This is a genomic window from Streptomyces sp. NPDC050264 (assembly GCF_040655895.1).
Taxonomy (GTDB): domain Bacteria; phylum Actinomycetota; class Actinomycetes; order Streptomycetales; family Streptomycetaceae; genus Streptomyces.
On sequence record NZ_JBFAKV010000029.1, the window covers coordinates 97,832 to 123,062 of the forward strand.

The following is a 25,231-nucleotide window of genomic DNA, read 5'->3' on the forward strand; positions in this document are numbered from 1 at the left end:
CACCATCCAGGACCCCCCACCACTGACCGTGACGGACAGACCGCACCAGCTGCTCGACGAAGCCGGTGCGGCCACGCGAACCCGGCCTGGCCCGGAACGGCGCAGCCGGCTCGACGGCGCATTGCGCGTTGAGATCCGGCGCCTGATGCCGCTCGTCAGAGCTTGTGCGCTGCGTTCGCGCCCTGGATCAGTTCGCGGGACGGCGCGTCATGACTGCTGCGGAGGGTGGCACGTTCTGCTGGCACGGCGAATCAGCCCTGCTGCCGGGCGACAAGGTGCAGAGGTTCGCGAAGCTCTCCGTGTCCGCGGGCGGCCTCACGATCGAACCGCAGGACAGTGCGGTGCGCGAGCCGGCTTCGTTCGGCGAACGCAAAGCGGATCTCGCCACTGACAACTCCATGCGAAAGGTTCGCCGATGACCGCAGCCCTGAGATCCCTGGCCGACTTCTCCGGAGGTGAGAAGGCATGACCGATTGCTGGCGCTGCACGAAGCCCATCACGGTAGGCCAGGAGGTGGAGAGGCGCGTCATGCCGGTGGGTTCGGGGGCCGGCGCCTCTGCCGCCTCGCACAAGGACTGTCCCGTGCCGGGGCCGGTTCCGTCGTCGAAGTCCAAGCAGGGCAGCGTTCACTAGACCCCGGCTCGTCACGGCCCCGGCATGCAGCAGCGCGAGACCCCGCCAGGAGGTGGTTATGAACAGCTCGCTGCGTGCCGTCTTCGACGCCTTCGTCGTTGAAGTGGGCAGCGCCGAGGCTCCGTTGAAGACACCCGGTGCGGTCGTGTCGTCGACGCAGGGCGGGGAGCTATGCGAGTTCAGCGGGTGCGGGTTCCGGACTCGGATCGGGTGTCGTACACCGTCATCGACGGCAGCGGACTGCCCGTCGAGGCGGCGGATGTGTACCTGGGCCATCTCACCGCGACGGGACGCTCGCCCCACACCGTGGAGGCGTACGCGCACGACCTGCGGGACTTCTTCAAGTGGACCAGCCAACGCGACGCCGACTTCCGGCACCTGGGCCTCGAGGACCTCGCGGAGTTCTTCGCCTGGCTTCAACGATCGCGCCCGGCGCGCCAGCCGGGCGTGTACCAACTGCCGGGAACACCGCCCGCGGTCGGCAACACCACGCTCGTACGCAAGCGGGCCGCACTTGCCGGGCTCTACCGGTTCCACGCCCGCCGGGATGAGACGGTGCCGGCCCTGCTGGGGGAGCTGACCGGGCCGAGGCCGATGGGCCGGTACGTGCCGATGCTCGCGCACACCCGTCGCCACGGGCCGGGGTCGGAGTCCTACAGCCCGATCCGCATCGCCACTGCGCCCAAGGCGCCGGCCACGGTGACCGCCGGCGAGATCCGGCGCCTGGTCGACGCCTGTGCCAACCTGCGGGACCGGTTCCTGATCGTGCTGCTGTCGGAGACGGGGCTGCGGATCGGTGAGGCGCTCGGGCTGCGGCACGAGGACCTGCGGCTGCGGGCCGGGGAGGTGCGTGTCGTTCCCCGTGAGTGCAACGTCAACGCCGCCCGAGTGAAGGGGCTCAAAGCTCGAACGGACCGGCTCACAGCCCGCGTCGGTCGACTCCCTTCGGCGTCGACTCGAGGCCGCGCTCGGGCGTATCAAGCAGCTACGAGCGGAGAACAACGACCTCGCCCGACGACTGGAGACCGCATACGGTGAGATTCGAAGGCTCCGCAGCGGACGGTCGTTGCCCTGATGAGTTCTCGGCTTGCCGAAGATCGTTCCCTGTGCGCGCAGCGAACACCTGTCCCCGACGCGACGCTGAAACGGGCGAGGGATCGCTTCTCGCTCTCTCATGAGTGTCGGTGATAAGCCTTGTTGGCGATGCGCCAACTGTCGTCGACGCGGACCAGCAGGAAGATGTCGGTGAAGGTGTCCGCGCCGTGCTGGAGCGTCATGGTCGCGGTCGCGATGGTGCCGTGGACGTCGACGGTGTCGATCCGGCGAGAGCGGGTCGGTTCGTCCGGGGCCGAGTGGCCGTGGAAGAGAGCGCAGTACTCGTCCAGAGGCCACGAGACGAAAGCGCCGCCCCGGATTCCCTCGATGTGGGCGGTGGGCAGGAACGCGTCGCGGAAGTGGGTGGGCTCGCCGGTGGCATGTCCGCGAATGTAGGCGCGGAGCGGTTCGAGAACGGCGTCCGACACGGCGGGGACCGTGGCGGCAAGGGCGATGTCGGCATCGGGGGCGGCAGGGGTGTCAGCCAGACCGACGGCGCTGCGCAGAGGCGTGTTCGACGCGTCGGCCAGCAGAGCCATGTCCTTGGCCAGTGCACCAATCGTGAAGTCGGCGGTGCCGGCGGGCGGCTCACCATCGAGGAAGGGGCGTTTGCGGGCCACGAGCCCGCCGAGCTGGCCGAGTTCGAGGACGTCCAGTGCCTGGGCGCGCTGCAAGCCGAGGGAGTCGGCCTGCCGAAGTGAGTCGCCCAGTGCGAGGACAGCGCCGGCGAGGCTGTTGTTGGCGATCAACTTGAGCGCGGCGGCGGTGGAGGCGTCGTCGACGCGCCGCACGGTGCCGAGGGTTTCCAGAACCGGTCGGGCTCGATCGAGCGCGTCTTGGTCGGCGGCGGCGAGAATCTGCAGGGCGCCCGCGGCGGCAGCCGACACGGAGCCGAGCACGGGGGCGTGGACATAGGACGGGCCGAGTTGCCGGGCCAGATTCGACGCCTCGGCAGGGGCGATGGTGCTGGTGTTCAGCACCATCGTGTCCGGTCGCAGCGAGTCACGGACGTCGTCGAGGACCTGCTGGCAGGCCGGGCCGTCGAACAACGCCAGGAGCACGAGATCGGCCCTTGCCACTGCCTCATTCGGATCGCCGATCGTCTTGACGGCGCCTGATGTGCGCCCTGAGCGTGTCCAGCCCACGACGTCCCAGTCCTGGGCAGTGAGTCGAGTCGCGATCGCGCCACCCATGCGCCCCAGGCCGAGGACGGCGATCGTGTGCGGTGTGGTCATGCACGCCACAGTGGCGCACCAGGAAGACTGCGACAAGCGCATATTGTGCAGGTCAGCCATGCCGGAGACGCATGCCAGCCGGGCATACTGACGCCATGGAACTGGCGGTGTGGCGCACCTTCGTGACCGTGTGCCGACTCGGGTCACTGTCGGCGGCGGCCGCCGAGCTCAATCACACGCAGTCGGCCGTCTCACGGCAGATCGCCGGGCTGGAGCGGCAACTCGGCGTGCCTCTGGTGGAACGCCATGCGCGCGGTGTGCGTCCGACGTCTGCCGGCGAGGTGTTCCGGCACCACGCCGTGGCCACGCTCAACGAGGCTGACCGCGCTGTTCGTGCCGTACGAGACGTTCGTGACGGGACGTTCAATCGGCCGCTTTCTATTGGCGCGACACCGTCTCTGGCCGCAGGAATCGTTCCCGAGGCCATCCGGGGGCTGCTCGAGCGAGCCGGATCCATCCGGTGGAACCTGCTGCCGGACCTGAGCGCGCAACTACACAACCGCGTGATCGCCGGCGATCTCGGCATCGCTGTTGTCACCGATGCACCGCCAGGGCTGCCCCATGACCCCCGGGTCGAACGCCGGTTCCTCGGGCTGGACGACATGGTCGTCGCACTGCCCGTCGGCCATCCGCAGGCCGGGCGCGGCCCGGTGCACATGCAGGCGCTGGCCGACCAGACCTGGGTCGAGGACAACGACGGATCGGCGGCGCTTCTGCGCCAACACGCCGCCCGCGCCGGGGTAAGCGCCCGCATCGACCTCACCGCAGCCGATCTGGCCGGCAAGCTGGCTCTGGTCGCAACCGGTCACGCCATCGCGCTCATACCCGGCGTGCTGACGGGCGCGCTCCGGACCGGCGTCACCACCATGCCTCTCGTCGATCCTCCGACTCGTGGCATCTACGCGATCACACCACGCCGTGCCCCCCACCCCTCCGCAGCGCCCCTGCTCGACCAGCTCGCCACAACCTTCGCCTCGGTCCGTCCTACCCACACCCCCCCATCAACCGACCGAGAAGGATGACCATGCCGCCGCGCTGACATTTAACGACAGCGTCACGGAAACGCCCCGAGTATGAGGCCGTTGCGCCAGGAGCACCTGGGCGCCGCCCGCTCATCACCTCTCTCAGGGCGCGGGCGATGTGCTGGACGGTGGCGGCACCGGGGTTCGTGAGGTCGGCTTCGGGCCAGGTTTCAGGGGCGCGGGCAAGGTCGCGCGGTGGCATCCGGCGGTTCATGCCTCCAACCATGCGGCGGAAGCGACGGAGACCCCGGCGATCACCATGATGACCGGGATCTCGTCACCCGACTTTGGGCCAACTCGAGAACAGCCGGCCTCCGTGCCAGGGCAGACAACATCAGAACCAGATCCCGTGGGGAGGGAATCCGTCACGGACATGTCCACCACGCAAGACACCAGATCAGACCCCATGAACCATTGCTGAACTATCCATAAGCCAGGGGGCGGGCCTGTTCTCCACGTCCTTCCCGGCGAGGACGCAGGTCGCCCAGGGCTGACGGATCGTGATGCCCCGGACCCGGCTGCCCGGGCCAGCGGGGGTCTCGCAGAGGGCCCACGCCCTTGCGGGATGTGTCGCAGGTCTAGGCAGCCTCGAGGGCGGCCTGGAGCCGGATGACGTTGTGCTGTTGGTGTTGTGCGGGGGTGATTGAAGGGCTGGCAGGCATGGGGCAGTTGAGGGCATGGTCCAGGCGAACGTTCCGTGCCGCGTTGACGGTCGGGAGATGGTGCTGCACCGTGGCAGTTCGCTCCCGGCGGGCCCGGCCCTGTGCGGCCAACTGATCTTTCCGGTCAGGGCCCAGCCGGTCTTTGATGCGCTCGCGTAAATTGGCGCGTTGGCGAGGGTCAGTGGCTGGCCGGATCCCGACGCGCGTGATTCCTTCTTGGAGGAGTGCCCTCTTGAGGCACTCGGTGACGAGGGGGCAGCCGGCGCAGACGGTACGGGCCTTTGGCAACTGCTAGTCAATGTCGGCCCGTTCACGGCCGCGCTCGTCATAGTCGAGGTCGAAGAGGCCTGGGTCGGTTGCGTAGCTTGTAGGAGTCTCGCTGTGGGGGAACGGAAAGCGCGGGTCGGGGGTAAGGAATCCGGTCTGCTCGGCGACGCCTGAACGGGTCATTCGCTGATCTCCTGGTCCGGTCTGTGAGGTGGGGAGTCGCAGCAATAGCTGCGTGCTTTCGCGGCTGCCGTCCGGTGCCGGCTGCTTCGCGGTTATGCGGCGGTCCTGAGGATTCCGGCGCCGGATCGGCCGGCGCGGCGCCCGTGGATGGACGGCACGTGGGTGTGGGAGGGGTCGGCGATGATCGCGATGCCGGTGTGCTTGCCGGCGTACATCGCGGCATCTGCGGCGCGCTGCAGCTGCGACAGGTCGGTGGTGCCGAGCGTGTCCGCGGGGGCGGCGCCGACGGACACGGCGACGTCGACCGACTGGCCACCGATGGCAACGGGCTGCGCGAGTGCGGCGGTGAGTTCCCGCAGGCGCGCGCGGCGCTGGGAGGGGCTGATACGGACGGTGAGTGCGAACTCGTCGCCGCCCAGGCGGCCCGCGATGCCACGGTTGCCTGCCGCCCAGACGCGCAGCCGGTTGGCTGTTTCGGACAGCACCAGGTCGCCGGTGGCGTGCCCGTACGTGTCGTTGATCTGCTTGAAGTGATCGACGTCGACGAGTACGACGAGGGCCTCGCTGGGGTGACGGGTTGTCAAGGAGCGGGAGCGGGTGGTGTATCCGTCCCGTGTGTGCAGTCCGGTGAGCGGGTCCAGGCGGGCGGTGGAGAGCTTGCGGTGCAGAGTGACGGCGTGGACGGCCCAGCCGGCCATCGGCAGGGCGAGGGTGGTGAGGTAGAGAGCGCGCTTCGCCGCGGGGACAGGCACGCACACGGTGGAGGTCATTGTGGTGGCTCCCTCTCGTCTCGTACGGGTCGTGCCCGGGGCAGGCGGTCGGGTTCGCGCGTGGATGCCGGCCGTGGGCGACTTCACAGATCAGAGTTCGAGTTGCCGCAAATCGCCAGGGACCGAATCGGCCAGTTGACCTCACGTCAGGCAGCAGCTCGCGCGTCGCCGCTGCAGGGACCGCGGGTACAAGATCCACACCTGGCCGCCGACGCGCATCACCTGAGCGGTGCGGGCTGCCCGGGCGGGGCCGTCGCAAGGCCGGTCTGGTTCCGTTGTCCCCAAGGACTACAGGGTCTACGAGCCCTGTAGTCCTGGCTCGGACACCAGGGAGAAAACACTGGCTGCGTACGCGAGTTGAGGCCCTGGTCCACTTCTTGTGGTCTGGGCCGTGCTGACCAAGAAGAACTGGTCGATGGAGAACGACCTTCTCAAATGACCTTGGCCCATCGCTCGAGCGCGAGGTGGGAAGCAACCGATGGACTTGGTACGCGACCCGCCGCGCGGAGTGGCTCCGCTGAGGCTCGGCACGACGCTGGACGAGGCAGTCGCTGCCGCCCCGCCGGCGTGGGGCGAGGCAAGAGTGCTGCGCCGTGACGACGACGCCCTGGCCGAAGACGGACGGAACCACCGTGACCGCGATCGAGCTGTGGTGGCTGGGTGAGGGCCGCACCTCCGCCACGCACCGTCTCCCCGGGCCGGTCCGCACCGACATGTGGGAAAGCCCCACCGGCTACGGCGCCGAACTCGTCACTGCCGCCATGAACGAGCCCCGCACCGAACTCAACACCAACCTGCCTACCGCGCCAGGCATGCTCGTCAACCGGCTCATCGAACCCGACGAGCCGCCGCCCTCATCACCTGCCTCGCCTCACCTCGCGCCGCCGCGACCACCGGATCCGACCACCTCATCGACGGCGGGGCCGTCAAGACCGCGGCGGAGCTCGCCGAGGGCGAACGGCCCTATGCGGCTGTGCTCGCGCTGGCAGGACGGACGGAACCGCGGCGGGACTCGAAGTCTCATCTTCGTGCTGACGGGACTCGGCCCGCATATCCGCAGCGGGAACCCGCGCCGCCGGCGCTCTCAACGAGTGGCCACAACTGGCCGTTGAATAGCGGGGGTTGAGTGCTTCCGCCGCTCGTGATCACGTAACCGTGATGGTTCGCCGGGCGTTTACGCCCGGCGCCTCCCGGCCCGTGTGCGGCACTTCCCGCCGCGGTGCCGGGCCGCCGGACGCCGGTCCCGTGAGAGCCGGCCTGCGCCTTGCATTCACAAGTCGGGCGGGGTCTCGGTGGTGAAATCCAAGGCATGTTCCGGTGAACCCGCACCTGATGGTGTGTCTGATGTTTTTCTTCCGGCGCCCATTGACGGTCCGGTGAGCGCGATGTTTAAGTGACGCATCTCAATCGGAGACAGTGTCCTCATATAGGAGACAGTGCATTGGCCACTCAGATCCTCACCTCCTCGCTCAAGACGCTGGAGGTCCTCGCCGCCCTGGCCGACGAGCCGCAGGGTGTGGGTGTCTCCGAGCTGGCCCGTCGCACCGGCGGCAGCCGGGGCTATGTGCACCGGCAGCTGGTGACGCTGTGCGCCGGTGGCTGGGCCGAGCAGGCGGAGGACGGTACCTACCGGCTCAGCCTCCGTGTCTCCAGGCTCTCCGACGCCGCGTTCGCCCAGGCCGGACTCGGCCACCGGGCCACCGCGGCGATGGAGGAACTGGCGGCCCTGGTCGACGAGACGGTGTCACTGGCCGTCCTCGACGGCGACTCGGCGCGGATAGTGCAGCGGGTCGAGGTGGACCGGCTGCTGCGCGTCGACTCCCGGATCGAGGCGCGGATGCCGATCTCCGACACCGCCTCCGGCCGGGTGCTCACCGCCTGGGCGCTGCCGCACGATCTGGCCGCGTTGCGGGAGGCGGGCGTCTCCGTCGCCGGTGAAGCAGAGCTGGAGCACGTCCGGCACCTTGGCTACGCGATCTCGCTGCCCAACCGGCTGGAGCCGACGGTCGCCGTGGCGGCCCCGGTCTTCGACGCCAGGCGCCGCGTGATGGCGGCGCTGTCCGTGGTCGGCCCGATGGTCCGCTTCGACGCAGAGGCGGCGGCAGGTGACGCCGTGGCGTGCGCCGCCCGCGTCAGCAAGATCGTCTCCGGGAGCAGGTGACTGCCACAGCCCTACCCCACTCCCTCACCACCGGGCCCTGACCCGGACCCCTGTACGCACCGCCCTCCCTCCCCCCCCACCGCACGGTCCCGGCCCTCATCCGCCCGGACCCTGCCGCGGCACCCCGGCGCCGCCGCCCCTGACCGGGGCGTGCCCCGCCGCGCCGCCACCCCGCACACCACCTCGCGACCGGACCTCACCCCCTGGGCGGCCGCGCCCTCCGTACATCCGCATGCCTGGCCCCGGGCTGCCCCAACGCCCTGTCCGCTCGGCCTGCCCCCGCTCTGTCGCCCCGAGGAAGCCGGAACACCGGCACCGCACCGCATGACCCGCACGAAAGGAACCATCCGTGGCACCACAGCCCAGCCTGGCCGGGCCCGCCGGCCGGCCGGCCGCCGAGATCATGACCTCGGCCGCCCTCTCCTCCCTGCAGGCCGGGCGCCTCTCGTCGGCCCGCTCCCTGGTCAGCCGGATGCTTCGCGAGGACTGGCGCGTCGAGCGCCGCTCACTGACCGTCGCGGCGGACGGCAGCGGCGAGGCCGTCTACCGCATCCACACCGCGGACCGGGTGATGGACTTCGTGGCCTTCGCCTTCCCGCCCTCGTCGCAGGAGCGCACCCTGCGCATCTTCGACCTCGGCTGGGACATGATGGGCGCCCTCCTTGACGGTCCCGCGACGGCCGAGGACGTCGAGCACACCCGCAACGAGATGCCGCGCCTCTACCACGGCCGCGCCACCGGGCACACGCTCACCTGGTGCCGCGCCAACCGTTCGCTGCGCGTCTTCGAGCACGTCGTGGAGGCGCTGGCCGCAGGGCAGCAGCCCGACACCGTCGCGCTCGCCCGCGTCGGCTATCTGATGCGCAACATCGGTCTCGACGGCAACGGCACCTTCGGCACCCGTACGTTCCTCGCGTACGGCGACGACCACCCGCTCGCGGTGCCGTACCACGCCCAGTTGCTGTCCGCGTACATGATGCGCGAGCTGAGCGCGGACCTGGTCGAGGCGCTGGCCGCCCGCCGCTCGGAGACGGCCGTGACCCTCGATCCGCAGGTGCGCCGCTTCCTCGGCGTCGGCAACAGCTCCGCGCTCGGCCTGGTCCTGTGGGTCGGCAACCACCCGGTGCTGGTGGACCGCTGGATCTCGCTGCGCGAGCAGGCCCTCGCCCACGCCCGCGGCCTCGCGGCGGCGCCCGGTTCCGGTGTGGCGGACACGCTGGTCGCCCTGCTGGAGCGGGCCGCTCTCTACCAGAGCGAGGACGTCAACGAGTACACCTGCTTCACCCCCGCCGCCCGGATCGTCGCCGACCTGCGACGTGTCCTCGACGCGATACCCGTGCGCGCGGCGGCGGCCGGGGCGGACGGCCGGGTGCCGACGGTGGCCGAGCTGGTCGACGGCGTCGAGGGCGTCGAGGGGATCTGCGACGAGGCCGCCGAGGTGGTCAACTCCGTGCTCACCGAGCTGGATCCGGCGGAGTCGGACCGGCTCGCGGCGGACCTCACGGTCAACGAGACGTTCCGCCGGGACGGCTCGATGGCCGCCGGTGAGCTGCGCACGCTGCTCGCCGACCGGTACGCCTGGGCTCTCGCCGTCGACCGGACGGCGCCGGGCGCGGTCGCCAACACCTGGTACAAGTCCCGGTCCGCCGAGGAGCCCCGGTGCGGCGCCACCGCCGAACTGCCCGAGGGCACCGTCGATCTCACCGTGGACATCCCCGGCATGGTCCAGCACCTCGACGGTGTACTCGCCACCGTGGACCCCGTCCTGCCCGTCGGACGCCTCCTCGCACGCCGGCCCGAGCTGCGGGGAGCCGTCGAGCGCCTCCAGTCCCTCGCCGGGCACGCGTACGCCGTCCCGCACACCAACATCCGTGACGCCGCCTTCGTGCCCGCGCAGCTCATCCGCCTGGCGAACGCCGCCCTCTACGGCCTGGAACGCACCAAGGACTACCTGGGCCGCGACCTGCGCGGCGTGATCTTCCAGGGCGCTCCCACCGCGGCCGACCTGGGCGGCACCGACGCCGGCCCGTGGTTCTGGCCCGCCGTGCCGCGCCCCGCCGGCACTGTCGCCCCCGCACTCGCCTCCTCGAACGGATCCACCCGATGACCTCCGCCACGCTCACCAGCGGCCCCGGGAGCGACGGCGCCGCCGACCGCCTCGGCCGCACCTGGCAGAACGCCTCCGACGCCGAGACCCTCCGGCTGTCGCTGCGCGAACTGCGGCTCATCACCGAGCGGCTCCTCCAGGCCCAGGGCCTGGCGCTCGGCGCCGTACACGCCGTACGCGACCTGGTGCTGCACGCCCAGGCCGCCGGGCTGCCCGCCCTCCAGTTCCTCTCCGATGGGCTCAGCGAGGCCGACCGCGACGGCTCGGGCCGGGTGGAGATCGCCGCTGAGGCCCCGGGCGCGCTCGTGGTCGACTGTCTCGGACAGAGCGCCCTCGTCGTCGCCCCCGCACTGCTCGACCTGCTCCAGTCGGAGCCCGGCGAGCGGGTCACCCTGTGGGCCGGCCGCATCGAGTACGCCGCACTTGCCACCGTGCTGGAACACCAGGGCACCGACCGGGGGGTAGTCCTCACGGTGACGCGCGCCGCCGCGGATGCCGCACCGGCCGCCGGGCTGCCCCCGCTGCCCGAGGCCCTGGCCGGTGACGGCGTACTCCTCGTCATGGAGCGCCGCGCACCCGAACTGCCCGAGGACCCCGAACTGCTGCGTCTGCTGCCGCTCATCGGCTCACTGCCCGCCGCCCGCGCGGTACGCACCGGGGTGGAGACCCCAGCCGCCCTGTGGTGGTCACTGTTCGAGGACTCCGCGCGCGCGCTGTCCACCGAGTCGGTGACCTCTCTCCAACACGCGGGCGCCACCGCCGTCGACGAGAACGGCGTGATCGAACCCGACCTCACCGACGACGAGGACTTCGTCGGCGGCACGGCAAAGAAGGACGAGGAGCAGCGATGAACATCGACGGACTCGAGTGCGGCGTCTTCAACCGGACGGTCTTCGAGGAGCTGCGCGGCGGGCGCGTGGACTGCGTGACCAACACCATCGCGTTCTGGGAGAACGCGGCGGAGACCATGCAGGCCCTCGCCGACTGGTACGGCATGGAGCGCCATAACGCCGATCTCATCCGGATCGCGTACTCCACGGCCGACATCGAGGCGGCGGCGGCCGAGGGCCGCACCGCCGTCCTCATGGGAACCCAGAACGCGTCCCCGATCGAGGACCGGCTGGACTACATCGAGCTGTTCGCCCGCATGGGCCTGCGGGTCATGCAGCTCACCTACAACATCCAGAACACCCTGGGCGCGAGCTGCTACGAGACCACCGACGCCGGCCTGACCCGCTTCGGCCGCAACGCCGTCGAGGAGATGAACCGCTGCGGCATCCTCGTCGACTGCTCCCATGTGGGTGACCGGACCTCGTACGACGCGATCCACGCGTCGGCCGTCCCGGTGGCGGTCAACCACGCCAATCCGCGCGAGTTCTTCGACCACGCCCGCAACAAGCGGCCCGAGGTCATCGACGCACTCGCGGAACGGGGCGGGGTGCTCGGCCTGACGATGTACCCGAACATCGCCGGCGAGTGGTGCGAGACCGTCGAGAGCTGGTGCGAGCTGGTCGCCCGCACCGTGGAGCGGATCGGTGTCGACCATGTCGGTGTCGGCTCCGACCTCGGGCGCTTCCTCACCGAGGAGCACATGGTGGAGATGCGCAAGGGCCACTGGACGCGCGGCCCCGAGTACGGGGCGGGCAAGCCCGGCCAGTCGCCGGTCGTCCCGGACCCGGAGTGGTTCGAGACGGCGGCCCAGTTCGGCAACATCCCCGACGGGCTGGCCAAGGCCGGCTTCTGCTCCGCCGAGGTCGAGAAGCTGTGCGGCGGCAACTGGCTGCGCCTGTACCGGCAGACCATCGACGTGAACCTCCAGGGCGGCCCGCCGGCCGTACCCGTGACCGCCTCGGCCTGACCGCCCGGCCCGGCGGCGGACCACCCGTCCCTCGCCGGGCCGCCCCGGGCCCACACGCCGAGGGCACCCGCCATCCGCCGGACGCACCCCGGTGCGAGCCCCGCCCCGGGACGCCACCCAGGAGTGACTTCCCCGCCTCCTCCCTTCCCGTCTCTCCGAGCGGAGACCCCGATGACCCACCGCCCCAGTCCACCGGCGGGCGCCCTGCCGCCCCGGCCCCGGCCCCGGCGGCGTACCCTCGCCGCCCTCGCCCTGGCCGCCGCCCTGACGGCCTCGCTCACCTCCTGCGCGACCGCGGGGGTGTCCGTCGAAGCCGCGCGCCACACCCTCGTCGTCGACACCGCCTTCAACGCCAAGTCCATCGACCCGGCCCGCGTCTACCAGCCCACCGACTACCTCGTCGACCACGCCCTGTACGAGACGCTGACCACCTACCGGGGCGACGACCTCCGCACCCCGGTGCCCGGGCTGGCCTCGTCGTGGTCCAGCTCCGAGGACGGGCAGTCCTGGACGTTCACCCTCCGGAAGAACGCCCGCTTCTCCGACGGCACCCCCGTCGAGGCGAGCGACGTCGTGTTCTCCTTCGACCGGCTGCGCCACGTCGACGCCAGCCCCGCCTATCTGATGGCCGGGATCTCCGTCGAGGCCAAGGACGCGCGGACCGTCGTCCTCACCACCGAGACCCCCCGCGCCGATGTCCCCGCCCTGCTGGTCACCCCGCAGTTCGGGGTGCTCAACGCCGACGCGGTACGCGCGCACGGCGGCACCGACGCGAAGAACGCGGCCTCCGAGGACTCGGCCGAGTCCTGGCTGAACACGGCGTCGGCGGGCTCCGGTCCGTACCGGCTGAAGAGTTACAGCAACTCCTCGCAGATCGTCCTGGAGACCAACCCGGAGTACGCCGGCGACGCACCGGCCTACCCCAGGGTGATCATCCGGAACGTACCCTCGGCGCAGCAGCAGCTGCTCGGGGTGCAGTCCGGCGACGCGCAGATCGCCCTCGACATCTCGGCGCTGCAGACCAAGGGCCTGCACGGCGACAACCTCACCATCGACAACAGCCGGGCGGCCGAGGTGCTCTATCTCGCGGTCAGCCGCGCGAAGAACCTCTCCACCGCCTCCGACGACGTGCGCAAGGCCATCCGGCTCGGCATCGACTACGAGGGCCTCGTCGAGGTCGCCGGGCCCGGCTCCACCCAGGCCACCGGCATCCTGCCGACCGTCTTCACCGGGGGTCTCGGCAAGGCGGACGCCGCGGCCTACGACCCAAGCGCCGCCCGCGCCCTCGTCGAGAAGGCCAAGAAGGAACAGGGCCTGAAGAAGATCGAGCTGACCCTCGACTACGCCAGTGACTACCACCGGCTGGCCGGCCTCGATTACGGCGTCATGGCCCAGCGCGTCCAGAGCGACCTGGGGAAGATCGGGATCACCGTCACGCTCCGCCCCTCGCCGACGTCGACCTCCCTGCAGCGGTACGTGGACGGCAAGACGCAGCTCGCCCTGTGGTCCTACCCGCCGGACTACCTCGACCCGCAGAACGTCCTCGGCTTCGCGCCCGGCGACTTCCTCTCCAAGCGGGTGCACTGGCCGGCGAAGGCCGATCCCGGCCTCGCCGCCCTCACGAAGAAGGCGTACGGCGCGGTCGACGAGCAGGACCGGCTCACCGCCTACACGGCGTGGAACCGGGCGATGAACGAGGACGGCCCCTTCGTCCCGTTGCTGGAGCCGAACTTCGTGACCGTCGCCTCGTCCGAGGTCACCGGACTTGTCCGCAACCCGCTCTACTACCTCGATCTGGCCTCTCTCGGCCGCTCGGAGGGGTGAACTCATGACCGATACCGCCTCCGGCACGGCCCTCGCCGGACCGGCTCCCGCGCCGGCGGGTCCCCCGGGCTCTGCGAAGGACACGCCCCGTGCCCGCCGCAGGATGCCTCCCCTGCTGGCGTACGCACTGCGCCGCATCGCGTCCTCGGTGCTGATCGTCTTCGGTGTCACCCTGGTGACCTTCCTGCTCAGCTCCGTCGTCCCGGCGGACCCGGCCACCGCCAACCTCGGCCAGCGCGCCCTCGACGATCCCGAGATCGTCGCCCGCTACCGCGCCGATCAGGGCCTCGACCGGTCGCTTCCGGTGCAGTACGCCTCCTACCTCGGCAACCTGCTCACCGGAGACCTGGGTACCTCGCAGCAGACGCAGCGCCCGGTCCTCGACGACCTCGCCGAGAAGCTGCCCGCCACCCTCGAACTGGTCGTCGTCGCCACCGTGATGGCCATCGTCATCGGTGTGCTGTTCGGCGTACTCGCCGCGAAGGGGCGCGGCGGCCGCCTCGACCGGATCTCCCGCACCCTGTCGCTCACCGGGGTCTCCCTGCCGACCTTCTGGATCGGCATGGTCGCCGCCGTGCTGTTCGTCAAGAACCTCGGCATCCTGCCCGGGTCCGGGCGGCTCGCCCCCGCCCTCGATCCACCGGCCCGGATCACCGGCTTCTACACGGCCGACGCGCTCCTGGCCGGCGACCTGGACGCCTTCGCCTCGGCCGCCGCCCATCTCGTCCTGCCCGCCTCGGTCCTCGCCCTGTCCGTCATCGGCATGGTGCTGCGCTTCACCCGCAGCGCCGTACTCGAAGCGCTCTCCTCCGACTTCGTGAAGGCGGGGCGCGCCAAGGGACTTCGCTCACGCGGCGTCCTGTGGGGCTACGCGGTGCGCTCGGCCTCCGGCCAGCTGATCACCGCCACCACCCTCTCCTTCAGCCTGCTGCTCGCGGCGACCGTCTACATCGAGCAGCAGTTCTCCTGGAACGGCATCGGCCAGTACGCGTTCCGCAGCTCGACCAACCTCGACCTGCCCGCCGTGATGGGCGTGTCCATCCTCATCGCCCTGGTCTTCGTCGTGGTCAACCTGGCCGCCGACCTGCTGTACGCCGCCTTCGACCCGAGGATCCGCCTGTCATGACCGCCACTCTCACCCCGGTCACCGCGCCGGGCCGCCGTACGGGACGGGTGGCCGGCGCCTGGCGCTGGGCACGCCGCAACCCCGCACAGGGCATCGCCGTCGGCGTACTGCTCCTGTGGCTGATCGTCATCCTCCTCGCCCCCGTGCTCGCTCCGTACGACCCGCTCGACCAGAACGCCGCGCCCCTCGAAGGCGCGTCGTCCGCGCACTGGTTCGGCACCGATCCCGCCGGGCGCGACGTGCTCTCCCGCGTCCTGTACGGCGCCCGGCTGTCCGTCCCGGTCGGCCTGCTGCTCATCACGGCGACCGCCGTGATCGGCACGGTCGTCGGCCTCGTCGCCGGCTTCTTCGGCGGCTGGGTCGACGAGGTCCTGATGCGGATCACCGACGTCGTCTTCGCCTTCCCGGTGATCATCCTGGCGATGGCCGTGGCCGCCTCGCTCGGCCCGTCCCTGCCCAACTCCGTCCTCGCGGGCGCTCTCGTCTGGTGGCCCGGATACGCCCGCACCGTGCGCTCCACCGTGCTCTCGCTGCGCGAGTCGGACTTCGTGCACGCCAACCGGCTCGCCGGAGTCGGCTCGGTCCGCTCGATCCTTGTGGACCTGGTGCCCGGCGTCGCCGGCTCGCTGCTCGTCCTCGCCATGCTGGACGTCGGCGGCGCGATCCTGCTGCTCGCCGGGCTGTCCTTCCTGGGCCTCGGTGCCAGGCCGCCGGCCGCCGAATGGGGATCGATGATCTCCGAGGCGTCGCAGTACTTCAACCAGTGGTGGCTCGCGGTCGTCCCCGGGCTCGCCATCGTCACGGTCGTGGTCGCGTTCAACGTCCTCGGCGACGCCCTGCGCGACCGGCTCGACCCCAAGCTCTCGACGGCTGGAGAACGGTGATGAGTGGGGACAACATCCTCGGCACACGCAACGACGACACTCCCAACGACGATGCACGCGCCGACTGCCCCGGGCCGGGCCATGGCGGTGCGGCCACCGACGCACCGCTGGAATCGCGTGCGGGCAGCGGAACCGCCCGCACCGGGACCACGGACACGGCCGAACCCCTGCTGCGAGTACGAGGCTTGACCGTCACCCTGCCCAGGGCCGGACGCGAGATCCGGCTCGTCGACAACATCGACCTGGTGGTCCGTCCCGGCGAGGTGCTCGGTATCGCGGGGGAGTCCGGCAGCGGCAAGACCGTGACCGGTATGACCCTGGTCGGCCTCGGGCCCGACCGGGCCTCCGTCACCGGCTCGGTCCGCTTCGACGGCCGGGAACTGGTCGGGCTCCCCGACAAGAAATGGGGCCAGGTACGCGGCCGGGACATCGCGGTCGTCTTCCAGGACCCGTCCTCCGCCCTGCACCCGATGCTCACCGTCGGCCGGCAGATCACCGATCACGTCCGCCGCCACCAGGGCATCAGCCGCAAGCAGGCCGCGGCCCGCGCCGCCGAACTGCTCGACCTGGTACGCATCCCCGGCGGGGCCTCGGCCGCCGCCCGCTACCCGCACCAGTTCTCCGGCGGCATGCGCCAGCGCATCGCCATCGCCTCCGCCCTGGCCTGCGGCCCCCGCCTGCTCATCGCCGACGAACCGACCACCGCCCTCGACGTCACCGTCCAGGCCGGTATCGTCGAACTCCTCGACGAGCTGCGGCGCGAGACGGGTATGGCCGTCGTCATGGTCACCCACGATCTCGGCGTCCTGTCCTCCATCGCCGACCGGATCTCTGTCTTCTACTCCGGCCGCGTCATCGAGACCGGCACCGTCGGCGAGGTCATCGGCGCTCCTCAGCACCCGTACACACGAGGCCTGTTGCAGGCATTGCCGCATGCCTCGCTCGGAGAGCGCTCCGCCGTCGGACATGCCGTGCCGCTGCGCCCGATCCCCGGATCGGCCCCCGCCGCCGACGCACCGGTCTCCGGCTGCCCGTTCCACCCGCGCTGCTCGTCGGCCGTCGACGGCTGCGACCGCACTCGCCTGGTACCGGTCAGCATCGGCCCCGCCCGCACGGTCGCCTGTGTACTGGCCGAGCCCGGTGTCGCCCGGCCCGCCGACGCGCCATCGGCTCCCGGCCCCGCCCTCGCGACGGACGCCACCGCCACCGCCACCGCCAGGAGGAAGGCATGAACGTGAACGCCGGCCAGCCGACCGCACCGCTGCTCCGCGTCGAGGACGTGGTCGTCGAATATCCGCGCAAGGGGCTGCCCCCGATGCGCGCTCTGGCCGGCGTCGGCCTGGAGATCGCCCCCGGTGAAGTCCTCGGCATCGTCGGCGAGTCCGGCTGCGGCAAGTCCACCCTGGCCCGGGCCATCACCGGTCTCGCCCCGGCGCAGACAGGCTCGGTCACCTTCGACGGCACACCGGTCGGCACCATGGGGCGGCGCCGCCGCGCCTCCGGCCTGCTGCCGCTGCAGATGGTGTTCCAGGACCCGAACGCCTCGCTCAACCCGCGGCGCACCATCGGCGCGCAGATCCAGGAGGTCGTGGCCGCCCGGGAACGCGCGCAGGGAGCGAAGCGCGGCCGCCGCGACCCGGAGACCGCGCGCGAGGCCGTCGAGGCGTTGCGCCGGGTCGGCCTCCCGGACGGAGCGGCGGAGAAATACCCGCACGAGTTCTCCGGCGGACAACGGCAGCGGGCGGCGGTAGCCCGCGCGCTCGCTTCCCGCCCGAAGATGATCGTCGCGGACGAGCCGGTCTCGGCCCTCGACGCGTCCGCCCAGGCGGCGGTGGCGAACCTACTGCGTGACCTGTCGCGCGAGGAGGGCATCGCGCTCGCGTTCATCTCGCACGACCTGGCGGTCGTCGGTGCGCTCGCCGACCGGGTCGTCGTCATGTACTTGGGCCGCATCGTCGAAACGGGTACCGTCGAGCAGATCTTCAACGCGCCGCAGCACCCGTACACACAGGCCCTGTTGGCCGCCGTTCCTGTCCCCGACGGCACAGGATCCCGGCCTCGGGCACTGACCGGCGAGGTCCCCGACCCGGGCAGCCCTCCGCCCGGCTGCCGCTTCCATCCGCGATGCCCGCTGGCCGTCGACCGGTGCCGGACGCACGAGCCGGTACTGCTGGCGACGCCGAGGGCCGGGGAGTCCGCTGCGCAGTCCGAGGTCGCCTGCTGGGTCGCACAGAACCGGGAACCTGCGGCGGTCTGAGACCCGCGCCGCATCGCCGAGGCCCGCACGAACACGCGGCCTCGGCGATGCGGCTGCCGCAGATCGCGGGCTCCGGTCACTTCCACAGCGGCCCGGCGAGCGCCGGCCGCGAGGAATCCAGCGTAGTAGCGCTCGCGCTACCCAGGTTTGCGGAAGCGGAAGTTGCTCGTGGGCCGCCGCCTTGAGCGGGGTCACCTGTCCGGTGCCTCGGAGGGAGTGCCGCATGCCCTTGCGGACGCGCTGCAACTTGATCAGGCGGAGCGGTCCCACCTGTTCGATCTCGCGCGCGCCGATGCCTCGCCCCGGCGAAGTGGGCCGGGCGAGGTCAGCGACGAGTTGCCTGCTGGAGTGCAGCGGGTGCTGGATGCGATCGAGCAGGTGCCGGCGTTCGTGTGGAGCCGTCGTCTCGACCTGGTGGCGGCGAACTACCTGGGCTATGCCCTGTATACGCCGCTGTTCGCCGACGGTGCCTCGCATCCGGTGAACATCGCCCGGTTCAAGTTCCTGGACCCGGCCGCGCAGACGTTCTTCTTCGGCTGGGAGAACTCGATCGGCAACACGGTGGCGCTGCTGCGCACGTCGGCGGGGCTGCTGCCGGGGGATGAGCGGTTGCGGGGCTGGTTGCCGAGCTGTCCCGGGGCAGTGAGCCGTTTCGGCAGTGCTGGGAGCGCCATGAGGTGCGCCCGCACTGGGACGGCGTGAAGGAGTACGAGCATCCGGTGGTCGGGCGGCTGACGCTGCCGTTCGAGACGCTGACATTGCCGGGGCGCCCGGAACTGTTGATGTCGGTGCTCACGCCGGATCCGGGCAGTGAGTCGGCCCGCCGGGTGCGGGCGCTGGCGGACTGGGCGGACAGCCGGGAGGCCCTTCAGCGGGGCGTGCCCGGATAGCCGCCGACCTTGCGGGGTCAGTCGGCGGCGGGCTCGGTGTGCTGTGCGTCTTCGGTGGCGGCCCAGGCCGACAGCAGCCGCAGGGCGTCGTGGCCGGGGGTGTTCGGCTCGGCGCTGTAGGCGGTCAGGGTCAGCCCCGGTTGGGCGGGCAGTGCCATGGCGTCGAAGTCCAGAGTGAGCTCGCCGATCTGGGGGTGGCGGAAGGGCTTGCGGCCGGTGTGGTGCAGGCGCACATTGTGTTTGGCCCAGGCGAGGCGAAAGGCGTCGCTTCGGGTGACCAACTCGCCGATCAGGTTGGTGAGGTCGGAGTCGTGCGGGGCGCGTCCGGCTTCGGTGCGCAGCAGCGAGACCGTGGTGTTGAGGGCGGCGTCCCAGTCGGGGAAGAAGTCCTGTCCGGCGGGGGCCAGCACCTGGAAGCGGGCGATGTTGACCGGCCGCGGTGCCGCGTCGGAGAACAGCGGGGCGTACAGGGCGCGGCCGAGCCGGTTGATGGCGAGAATGTCCAGGCGGCCGTTGCGGACGAAGGCCGGGCTGTCGGTCATGGAGTCCAGGACCCGCTGGATGCTGGCGGGGACGGGAGTGCGCTGCTTCCTGGCACGGCGGGCGGGCCTGCTGCGCTGGGCGGCGGCCAGGTCGAAGAGGTGAGCGCGTTCGGCCTCGTCGAGCTGGAGCGCGTTGCAGACGGCGTCGAGGACTTCCTCGGAGGCGCCGGCGAGGTGACCGCGTTCGAGGCGGACGTAGTAGTCGATGCTGACACCGGCGAGCAGGGCGACTTCCTCGCGGCGCAGCCCCGGCACGCGGCGGTTGCTGCCGAAGGCGGGCAGTCCGGCCTGCTGCGGGGTGAGCTTGGCGCGGCGGCTGGCGAGGAAGTCGCGGATGTCGTGGGCGGTGTCCATACCGCCAGGCTAGGGCCGAAAGGTCCGATGTGGGGGGTCCTGCCAGTACCTGTAACAACAGTGCCTTCCGTGCGCCGGTGACCTGCGGTTTCCTCGATATCAGTGGGACTGCGCGACTGCGGAACCGCCCACCGCCGCCCCTCTGGAGCTGCCGGTGGGGCAGCATCCGCGGACAGTGGTCCTACCGGAAGGCACTCGACTTATTGCAGGGAGTCATCGCATGGCCAAGCAGTCCGCGCCCAAGGAGCTGGCGCCGATCGCGCCGAAGCTGGTCCAGATCACCGACGACGTGCTCTTCGGCGACGTGTGGGAGCGCAGCGAGCTCTCCCCGCGGGACCGGAGTCTGGTGACGGTGAGCGTGCTGGCCGCGCTCTACCGCAGCGAGCAGCTGCCCTACCACCTGGGCAAGGCCCTGGAAAACGGGCTGACCGTGGAGGAGCTCTCCGAGGCCATCACCCACCTGGCGTTCTACGCGGGCTGGCCCAACGCGATGACCGCGATCAACCAGCTGAAGAAGATCACGGACGGGAACGCCGCCTGACGCAGGTCCGCACAGCGCCGGCCTCGACGAGGCCGCCCTTTCCGCACCCCTTCTTCGAATGAGGAACGCAGATCATGGAACACATCACCTCCACGCCCACCGCCAAGGCCCCGGCCGAGCGGTTCACCGGCGACGTCTACCTCAACCCGATCGAGACACCGTCGGAGCCGGCCCGGCTGGCCTCCGCACTGGTCCGCTTCACGCCCGGTGCCCGCACGAACTGGCACTCGCACGCCAACGGCCAGGTCCTGTACATCACCGACGGCGTCGGCCTGGTCGGCACCCGCGACGGCAGTGTGGTGCGCGTGAGCGCCGGCCAGACCCTCAAGTGCCCCGCCGGCGAGGAGCACTGGCACGGCGCCACCGAGACGACCCTCATGGCGCACATCGCCATGGTCGTCGGTAATGGCGAGGGCGACGGCACCACGTGGCTGGAGCCGGTGACCGACGAGCAGTACACCGCCGCCCAGGCCGCCGTCACCAGCTGACCGCCCCTCATACGGCCGTCTCGCGCATCCTGTCCGCACGCCCGGGCAGGCACGCACCCCCTTGGCAGAGAAAGGCATCATCATGCGCGGAGCCATCCTCTACGCTCCCGGCGACGTCCGCTTCGAAGAGCGCGACGACCCGACGATCCTCAAGCCCACCGACGCCGTCATCCGCACCGTCGCCACCTGTGTGTGCGGCTCGGACCTGTGGGACTACCGCGGCATCAACCCGGTCGAGCAGCCCACCCCGTTCGGCCACGAGTACGTCGGCATCGTCGAGGAGACCGGCGCCGACGTCTCCACCTTGCAGGTCGGCCAGTTCGTCGTGGGCTCCTTCTTCGCCAGCGACAACACCTGCCCCAACTGCCGAAACGGCTACCAGACCAACTGCCTGCACCGTGAGTTCGTCGGCGCCGAGGGCTGCCAGGCCGAGCGCATCCGCATCCCCCTCGCGGACGGCACGCTGGTCGCCACCCCGACCCAGCCCGCGGACGAGCACATCGCCAGCCTGCTGGCCTGCTCCGACGTGATGGGCACCGGCTGGTACGCGGCCGTCGCCGCCCAGGTCCAGCCCGGCGACACGGTGGCCGTGGTCGGCGAACGGCGCGGTCGGGCTGTGCGCGGTCATCGCCGCCAGGGAACTCGGCGCGAAACGCATCATCGCCATGTCCCGTCACGAGACCCGCCAGAAGCTGGCACGCGAGTTCGGCGCCACCGATGTCGTCGCCGAGCGCGGCGAAGAAGGCGTGGCCCGCATCAAGGAACTGACCGGCGGTATCGGAGCCGACCGGGTCCTGGAGTGCGTCGGCAACGAGCAGTCCATGCAGCAGGCCCTCCACTCCACCCGGCCCGGCGGCAATGTCGGCTTCGTCGGTGTCCCGCACGACGTCTCCCTCGACGGCCAGGAACTGTTCTTCTCCCACGTCGGCTTGCGCGGCGGCCCGGCCCCCGTGCGCCAGTTCCTGCCCGACCTCATCGACAAGGTCCTGTCCGGCCGGATCAACCCCGGCAAGGTCTTCGACCTCGAACTGCCGCTGGCCGAGGCCGCCGAGGGCTACAAGGCGATGGACGAACGCCGCGCCATCAAGACCCTGCTGCGCCCCTGACCGCTGACCCACCGGCTGCCTGTCCGGGCCGCTGGACTTCTCCCTGTTCGGGCCCATGACGGCCGTCAGCCAGGTCCTGCCCGACATGCGCGCCCGCAGGCGAGGCACCCTGCTGTTCGTCAACGGCGGCAGCGCCGTCCAGCCGCACCCCCAACGCGCCGGCACCTCCATCGCCTTCGCGAAGCCACGGGTGGAACATCGGGTGACGCCGCGGTTCGGTCAAGAGCTGGGCAAGGCTGACCACTTCGTGGATCGGCGACATCGCCCAGCGCACGCTCCCAGCAGCAGCGCCCAATCGGCAGCGGATCACTCCACCGGCACACCGCCCGCGTCCCGCTCGGCCCCGTGTGCGCCGTGGCCGGCCTCCGCGAGCGGCACGACCTCGGTGTGCTTGCGCGGCACCGCCAAGTGCCCTTCACGGGCATGGAAGCGCCGCACGGCACTCAGGTTTGGCCCGGGTTCCCGGCTGCCCGTCGACCGGGCCCTTGGGGCAGGTGGTCGGTGCGGCCGGCCGGCGTCGGAACGCCGCCCCTGGAGAGTGCGCTGCTACGCGGGCAGACGGGACAGGATCGCGTCCAGTCCGAAGGCGAAGCGGTCCTCGAAGGAGCCCGGGCCCAGGTGGTCCAGGACCTGGTGGAGCGCCGGGTGTTCGCCGGGCGACACGGCCCGGTCGAGGCGGTCGTCGTGCCGGTCCGGCGCGGCCTGCTCCTCCTGTGTCAGGCCGAGGACGAAGTAGGTGACCGTCCAGGCCGTCCACGCCGCCCGCTGCTCGTCCGCCCCGGCCGCGAGCAGCGCCTCGATGAGGTGGTCTGCGAAGCGCAGGGTGTGGGGTTCGGCCGGATAGGTTCCGGCGACGAGGGCGGCACCGTCGCGGTGTGCGAGCAGCGCCCGCCGGTAGCGGCCGGCCAGCTCCCGCACCCGTGGCAGGGCGTTCGCGGGGAGGTCCTCGTGGTCGATGGTGCCGAGCACGGCGTCGGCCATCAGTTCCACCATCCGGGCCTTGGTCTTCACATGCCACAACACGGTGTTCATGCGGACCCCGAGGCGATCGGCGACCGCCCGGGTCGACAGTCCGTCCAGTCCGCGTTCCTCCAGCGTCTGGAGTGCGGCACCGATCACCGCCGCGCGGGTGAGCCGGTCGGTGGCGTTTTCCCTGACTTGCTTATTGGTCACTGACCTAGTTTACTCCGGATCGGCCATTGGTCACCGACCAAGAACGTGAGAGGAAGTGGAAGACCATGAACTACCAGGTCGTCGTCGCGGGTGGCGGTCCCGTGGGACTCTGGCTCGCAGGCGAACTGCGCCGGGCCGGCGTCACCGTCGCCGTGGTCGAGCCCCGCACGGAGCGAGACTCCCGTTCCCGGGCCCTGACCGTGCACCCGCGCACCATCGAGACGTTCGCCTCCCGCCAAGTGCACGAGCCCTTCGTGCAGGAGGGCGTGCCCCTGCCCGGCGGACACTTCGGCGTACTGGACTCCCGGCTGGACTTCCGCCGTCTGCCCAGCCCGTTCCCGCACACCCTCGCCCTCCCGCAGGAGCGCACCGAGGCACACCTTGAGCAACAGGCCCTCACCCTGGGCGCGGACATCCTGCGCGGACACGAGGTCACCGGGTTCACCGACGGCCCGGACGACATCGCCGTGCACATCACCGGTCCCGACGGGCCTCGTACCCTCCGGGCGGCCTACCTGGCGGGCTGCGACGGCACCCGCAGCACCGTGCGCGCCGCAGCCGGCATCGACTTCCCCGGCACCCCGTCCACCGTGCTCGGCTGGCTCGGCGACGTCGTCCTCGACGCGCCTCCGCCCCCCGGCAGCAGCTGGTTCGGACCGACGGGCACGCTCATGGCCGTGCCCATGCCCGGCGGGCTGCACCGCCTGGTCGGCATCGTGCCCCAAGACCTGACCACCACCTGGCCCGGCGACCTGACCCTGGAGGAACTGCGCGAGAACGCCGTCGCCGTGGCCGGCAGCGACTTCGGCATGCGCGACGCGGTCTGGCTCTCCCGGTTCGGCAACGCCACCCGCCTGGCCGCCAGTTACCGCCAGGGCCGTGTCTTCCTCGCCGGAGACGCCGCCCACCAGCACTTCCCGGCCGGCGGCGTCGGCATGAACGTCGGCATCCAGGACGCCGCCAACCTGGCCTGGAAACTGGCCGCCGTACTCAACGGCTGGGCCCCCGACACCCTGCTGGACACCTACCACGCCGAACGCCACCCGGTCGGCATCGACCTCACCGAGACCAGCCGCGCCCAGGTCGCCCTGATGACCGCCTTCACCACCGAGGGACTCAGCCTGCGCGGCCTGTTCGCCCGGCTCATCACCGACCTGCCCGATCTCAACGACCGGCTGGCGGCCCAGGTCAGTTCGCTGTCCGTCGCCTACCCGTCCGCAGACGGACACCGGCTGACCGGGACCCGCGCTCCCGACCTGGCGCTCGACGGCACCGGCCTGTTCGCCCTGCTGCGGGCCGACGGCTACCTGCTGCTCGACTTCACCGGCGACGCCGCCCGCCCCTTCGACCGGTTCGCCGGGCGCGGCCTGCGCGTGCATAGCGGCACCCCGCACCTGCCCCCGGCTGACTGGGCCGGGGTCCGGGCCGCGCTGATCCGGCCCGACGGGCACGTCGCCTGGGCCGGCGGCGAAGACGGCGCCGTCCTCACGAAGAGCCTCACCGCAACCCTTGCGACCACCCACCTGAAGTAAACCGTCTCGGGCCGGAGCGGAGCTTTCCGGCCGGCGTCGGCGCATCCGGTGTTGTTTCCGGGGCCGCGGTGGTGTGCGCAGACGCACACCGGCGGCCGGTACCCGACAAGCCCCGGCCCCACGCCCCCTCGCCGACCCGGCAACCAAAGGGCCACAGATCGTCGTTCAGGGGTTCACGGACGGGCTCTGACAGTCGGAGGGGTAGCCGTGGCACTGGTGTCCAGCGTCGCCATGTACGCGTTCGCAGGCACGTCCTCACGGTAGAACCTCTACGTCCTGGCCGGACCCATGCTTCTCGCGGCCACTTCCCCTGAAGCGGTACGCCCCATTGTCGAAGCTGGGTCAGCCAGGCTCACCAGGGACCTCGCTGCCATCGCGCTCGCCGGGGGAGTAGCGGCAGATCGAACGCATCCATCAATGGGGCGATCCCTGTTCGAGCGGCAGCAGTACCTCACTGATCGCGCAGCTGTGAGGTTCGGGGGAGACGCCACTGGTGTGTTCGGGTTTTCGTGCCACTGATG

Annotated in this window: 22 protein-coding genes and 3 pseudogenes; 18 read left to right on the forward strand and 7 right to left on the reverse strand. The window is 71.0% G+C overall.

Features of this window, described 5'->3' with window-relative positions; translation table 11 throughout:
• Positions 1–209: 209 nt before the first annotated feature.
• Both AB0J02_RS36945 and AB0J02_RS36950 read left to right on the forward strand, forming a co-directional pair.
• On the forward strand, positions 210–419 hold the full coding sequence (locus AB0J02_RS36945; protein ID WP_363198240.1) for a hypothetical protein: 210 nt from the start codon (positions 210–212) through the stop codon (positions 417–419).
• Between the two features lie 424 nt (positions 420–843).
• Complete coding sequence (locus AB0J02_RS36950) at positions 844–1,671, forward strand: site-specific integrase (RefSeq protein WP_363198241.1); 828 nt, start codon at positions 844–846, stop codon at positions 1,669–1,671.
• 134 nt (positions 1,672–1,805) lie between these two features.
• Here AB0J02_RS36950 and AB0J02_RS36955 read toward each other — a convergent pair whose 3' ends face one another.
• On the reverse strand, positions 1,806–2,963 hold the full coding sequence (locus AB0J02_RS36955) for a nuclear transport factor 2 family protein (RefSeq protein ID WP_363198263.1): 1,158 nt from the start codon (positions 2,961–2,963) through the stop codon (positions 1,806–1,808).
• A gap of 95 nt (positions 2,964–3,058) precedes the next feature.
• Between AB0J02_RS36955 and AB0J02_RS36960 the strand changes: the two genes are divergently transcribed.
• On the forward strand, positions 3,059–3,985 hold the full coding sequence (locus AB0J02_RS36960) for a LysR family transcriptional regulator (protein WP_363198242.1): 927 nt from the start codon (positions 3,059–3,061) through the stop codon (positions 3,983–3,985).
• Between the two features lie 578 nt (positions 3,986–4,563).
• Here AB0J02_RS36960 and AB0J02_RS36965 read toward each other — a convergent pair.
• The 3 genes from AB0J02_RS36965 to AB0J02_RS36975 form a co-directional block, all read right to left on the reverse strand.
• The gene (locus tag AB0J02_RS36965; RefSeq protein ID WP_363198243.1) at positions 4,564–4,935 is read right to left on the reverse strand and encodes a WhiB family transcriptional regulator; all 372 of its coding nucleotides are present in this window, start codon (positions 4,933–4,935) and stop codon (positions 4,564–4,566) included.
• 3 nt (positions 4,936–4,938) lie between these two features.
• Positions 4,939–5,097 carry a hypothetical protein gene (locus tag AB0J02_RS36970; RefSeq protein ID WP_363198244.1) on the reverse strand — a complete coding sequence of 53 codons (159 nt, stop codon included), beginning with the start codon at positions 5,095–5,097 and terminating at the stop codon, positions 4,939–4,941.
• A 92-nt stretch (positions 5,098–5,189) separates the two neighbouring features.
• Entirely contained in the window at positions 5,190–5,867 is a 678-nt protein-coding gene (locus tag AB0J02_RS36975; RefSeq protein WP_363198245.1) for a GGDEF domain-containing protein, read from the reverse strand.
• A 1,441-nt stretch (positions 5,868–7,308) separates the two neighbouring features.
• Between AB0J02_RS36975 and AB0J02_RS36980 the strand changes: the two genes are divergently transcribed.
• From AB0J02_RS36980 to AB0J02_RS37025, 10 genes and pseudogenes are all read left to right on the forward strand, one after another.
• Positions 7,309–8,028, forward strand: coding sequence for an IclR family transcriptional regulator (locus tag AB0J02_RS36980; RefSeq protein ID WP_363198246.1), 720 nt, complete (start codon positions 7,309–7,311; stop codon positions 8,026–8,028).
• A 349-nt stretch (positions 8,029–8,377) separates the two neighbouring features.
• Positions 8,378–10,135, forward strand: a complete 1,758-nt coding sequence (locus tag AB0J02_RS36985; RefSeq protein ID WP_363198247.1) for a hypothetical protein — start codon at positions 8,378–8,380, stop codon at positions 10,133–10,135.
• A complete protein-coding gene (locus tag AB0J02_RS36990) occupies positions 10,132–10,986 on the forward strand; it encodes a hypothetical protein (RefSeq protein WP_363198248.1) in 855 nt (284 codons plus the stop codon). The genes AB0J02_RS36985 and AB0J02_RS36990 overlap by 4 nt, the downstream gene beginning before the upstream one ends.
• On the forward strand, positions 10,983–11,993 hold the full coding sequence (locus tag AB0J02_RS36995; protein ID WP_363198249.1) for a membrane dipeptidase: 1,011 nt from the start codon (positions 10,983–10,985) through the stop codon (positions 11,991–11,993). Before AB0J02_RS36990 ends, AB0J02_RS36995 begins: the two co-directional genes overlap by 4 nt.
• A gap of 171 nt (positions 11,994–12,164) precedes the next feature.
• Complete coding sequence (locus AB0J02_RS37000) at positions 12,165–13,817, forward strand: ABC transporter substrate-binding protein (protein WP_363198250.1); 1,653 nt, start codon at positions 12,165–12,167, stop codon at positions 13,815–13,817.
• Between the two features lie 4 nt (positions 13,818–13,821).
• Entirely contained in the window at positions 13,822–14,943 is a 1,122-nt protein-coding gene (locus AB0J02_RS37005; protein WP_363198251.1) for an ABC transporter permease, read from the forward strand.
• A complete protein-coding gene (locus tag AB0J02_RS37010; RefSeq protein ID WP_363198252.1) occupies positions 14,940–15,827 on the forward strand; it encodes an ABC transporter permease in 888 nt (295 codons plus the stop codon). Before AB0J02_RS37005 ends, AB0J02_RS37010 begins: the two co-directional genes overlap by 4 nt.
• On the forward strand, positions 15,827–17,059 hold the full coding sequence (locus AB0J02_RS37015; RefSeq protein ID WP_363198253.1) for an ABC transporter ATP-binding protein: 1,233 nt from the start codon (positions 15,827–15,829) through the stop codon (positions 17,057–17,059). The genes AB0J02_RS37010 and AB0J02_RS37015 overlap by 1 nt, the downstream gene beginning before the upstream one ends.
• Positions 17,056–18,084, forward strand: a complete 1,029-nt coding sequence (locus tag AB0J02_RS37020) for an ABC transporter ATP-binding protein (protein WP_363198254.1) — start codon at positions 17,056–17,058, stop codon at positions 18,082–18,084. The genes AB0J02_RS37015 and AB0J02_RS37020 overlap by 4 nt, the downstream gene beginning before the upstream one ends.
• Positions 18,085–18,474: 390 nt before the next feature.
• Positions 18,475–18,974 (forward strand): annotated as a pseudogene (locus AB0J02_RS37025) (hypothetical protein).
• A gap of 17 nt (positions 18,975–18,991) precedes the next feature.
• Here the strand turns inward: AB0J02_RS37025 and AB0J02_RS37030 are convergent.
• Positions 18,992–19,870, reverse strand: coding sequence for a helix-turn-helix transcriptional regulator (locus tag AB0J02_RS37030; RefSeq protein ID WP_363198255.1), 879 nt, complete (start codon positions 19,868–19,870; stop codon positions 18,992–18,994).
• A 220-nt stretch (positions 19,871–20,090) separates the two neighbouring features.
• Here AB0J02_RS37030 and AB0J02_RS37035 point away from each other — a divergent pair, with 220 nt between their 5' ends.
• The 4 genes and pseudogenes from AB0J02_RS37035 to AB0J02_RS37050 all read left to right on the forward strand — a co-directional run.
• Complete coding sequence (locus tag AB0J02_RS37035) at positions 20,091–20,411, forward strand: carboxymuconolactone decarboxylase family protein (protein ID WP_363198256.1); 321 nt, start codon at positions 20,091–20,093, stop codon at positions 20,409–20,411.
• Positions 20,412–20,485: 74 nt separating this feature from the next.
• Complete coding sequence (locus tag AB0J02_RS37040) at positions 20,486–20,899, forward strand: cupin domain-containing protein (RefSeq protein WP_363198257.1); 414 nt, start codon at positions 20,486–20,488, stop codon at positions 20,897–20,899.
• 82 nt (positions 20,900–20,981) lie between these two features.
• Positions 20,982–22,005: pseudogene (locus AB0J02_RS37045) on the forward strand (zinc-dependent alcohol dehydrogenase family protein).
• A gap of 19 nt (positions 22,006–22,024) precedes the next feature.
• Positions 22,025–22,186 (forward strand): annotated as a pseudogene (locus tag AB0J02_RS37050) (dehydrogenase); the annotation flags it as partial.
• 125 nt (positions 22,187–22,311) lie between these two features.
• On the opposite strand, the gene AB0J02_RS37055 reads toward AB0J02_RS37050, so the two are convergent.
• Complete coding sequence (locus tag AB0J02_RS37055; protein ID WP_363198258.1) at positions 22,312–22,443, reverse strand: hypothetical protein; 132 nt, start codon at positions 22,441–22,443, stop codon at positions 22,312–22,314.
• Positions 22,444–22,551: 108 nt separating this feature from the next.
• Positions 22,552–23,178 carry a TetR/AcrR family transcriptional regulator C-terminal domain-containing protein gene (locus AB0J02_RS37060; protein ID WP_363198259.1) on the reverse strand — a complete coding sequence of 209 codons (627 nt, stop codon included), beginning with the start codon at positions 23,176–23,178 and terminating at the stop codon, positions 22,552–22,554.
• 65 nt (positions 23,179–23,243) lie between these two features.
• On the opposite strand from AB0J02_RS37060, the gene AB0J02_RS37065 reads away from it, so the two are divergent.
• Positions 23,244–24,710, forward strand: coding sequence for an FAD-dependent monooxygenase (locus AB0J02_RS37065; protein ID WP_363198260.1), 1,467 nt, complete (start codon positions 23,244–23,246; stop codon positions 24,708–24,710).
• The last annotated feature ends 521 nt before the right edge of the window (positions 24,711–25,231 follow it).

Bases quoted from the DNA above. Each gene is read 5' to 3' on its own strand.
- AB0J02_RS37005 (WP_363198251.1), top strand. From the start codon at position 13,822: ATGACCGATACCGCCTCCGGCACGGCCCTCGCCGGACCGGCTCCCGCG.
- AB0J02_RS36955 (WP_363198263.1), bottom strand. From the start codon at position 2,963: ATGACCACACCGCACACGATCGCCGTCCTCGGCCTGGGGCGCATGGGT.
- AB0J02_RS36970 (WP_363198244.1), bottom strand. From the start codon at position 5,097: ATGACCCGTTCAGGCGTCGCCGAGCAGACCGGATTCCTTACCCCCGAC.
- AB0J02_RS37040 (WP_363198257.1), top strand. From the start codon at position 20,486: ATGGAACACATCACCTCCACGCCCACCGCCAAGGCCCCGGCCGAGCGG.
- AB0J02_RS37065 (WP_363198260.1), top strand. From the start codon at position 23,244: ATGAACTACCAGGTCGTCGTCGCGGGTGGCGGTCCCGTGGGACTCTGG.
- AB0J02_RS37010 (WP_363198252.1), top strand. From the start codon at position 14,940: ATGACCGCCACTCTCACCCCGGTCACCGCGCCGGGCCGCCGTACGGGA.
- AB0J02_RS36945 (WP_363198240.1), top strand. From the start codon at position 210: ATGACTGCTGCGGAGGGTGGCACGTTCTGCTGGCACGGCGAATCAGCC.
- AB0J02_RS36995 (WP_363198249.1), top strand. From the start codon at position 10,983: ATGAACATCGACGGACTCGAGTGCGGCGTCTTCAACCGGACGGTCTTC.
- AB0J02_RS36960 (WP_363198242.1), top strand. From the start codon at position 3,059: ATGGAACTGGCGGTGTGGCGCACCTTCGTGACCGTGTGCCGACTCGGG.
- AB0J02_RS36990 (WP_363198248.1), top strand. From the start codon at position 10,132: ATGACCTCCGCCACGCTCACCAGCGGCCCCGGGAGCGACGGCGCCGCC.
- AB0J02_RS37035 (WP_363198256.1), top strand. From the start codon at position 20,091: ATGGCCAAGCAGTCCGCGCCCAAGGAGCTGGCGCCGATCGCGCCGAAG.
- AB0J02_RS37020 (WP_363198254.1), top strand. From the start codon at position 17,056: ATGAACGTGAACGCCGGCCAGCCGACCGCACCGCTGCTCCGCGTCGAG.
- AB0J02_RS37015 (WP_363198253.1), top strand. From the start codon at position 15,827: ATGAGTGGGGACAACATCCTCGGCACACGCAACGACGACACTCCCAAC.
- AB0J02_RS36975 (WP_363198245.1), bottom strand. From the start codon at position 5,867: ATGACCTCCACCGTGTGCGTGCCTGTCCCCGCGGCGAAGCGCGCTCTC.
- AB0J02_RS37000 (WP_363198250.1), top strand. From the start codon at position 12,165: ATGACCCACCGCCCCAGTCCACCGGCGGGCGCCCTGCCGCCCCGGCCC.
- AB0J02_RS37030 (WP_363198255.1), bottom strand. From the start codon at position 19,870: ATGGACACCGCCCACGACATCCGCGACTTCCTCGCCAGCCGCCGCGCC.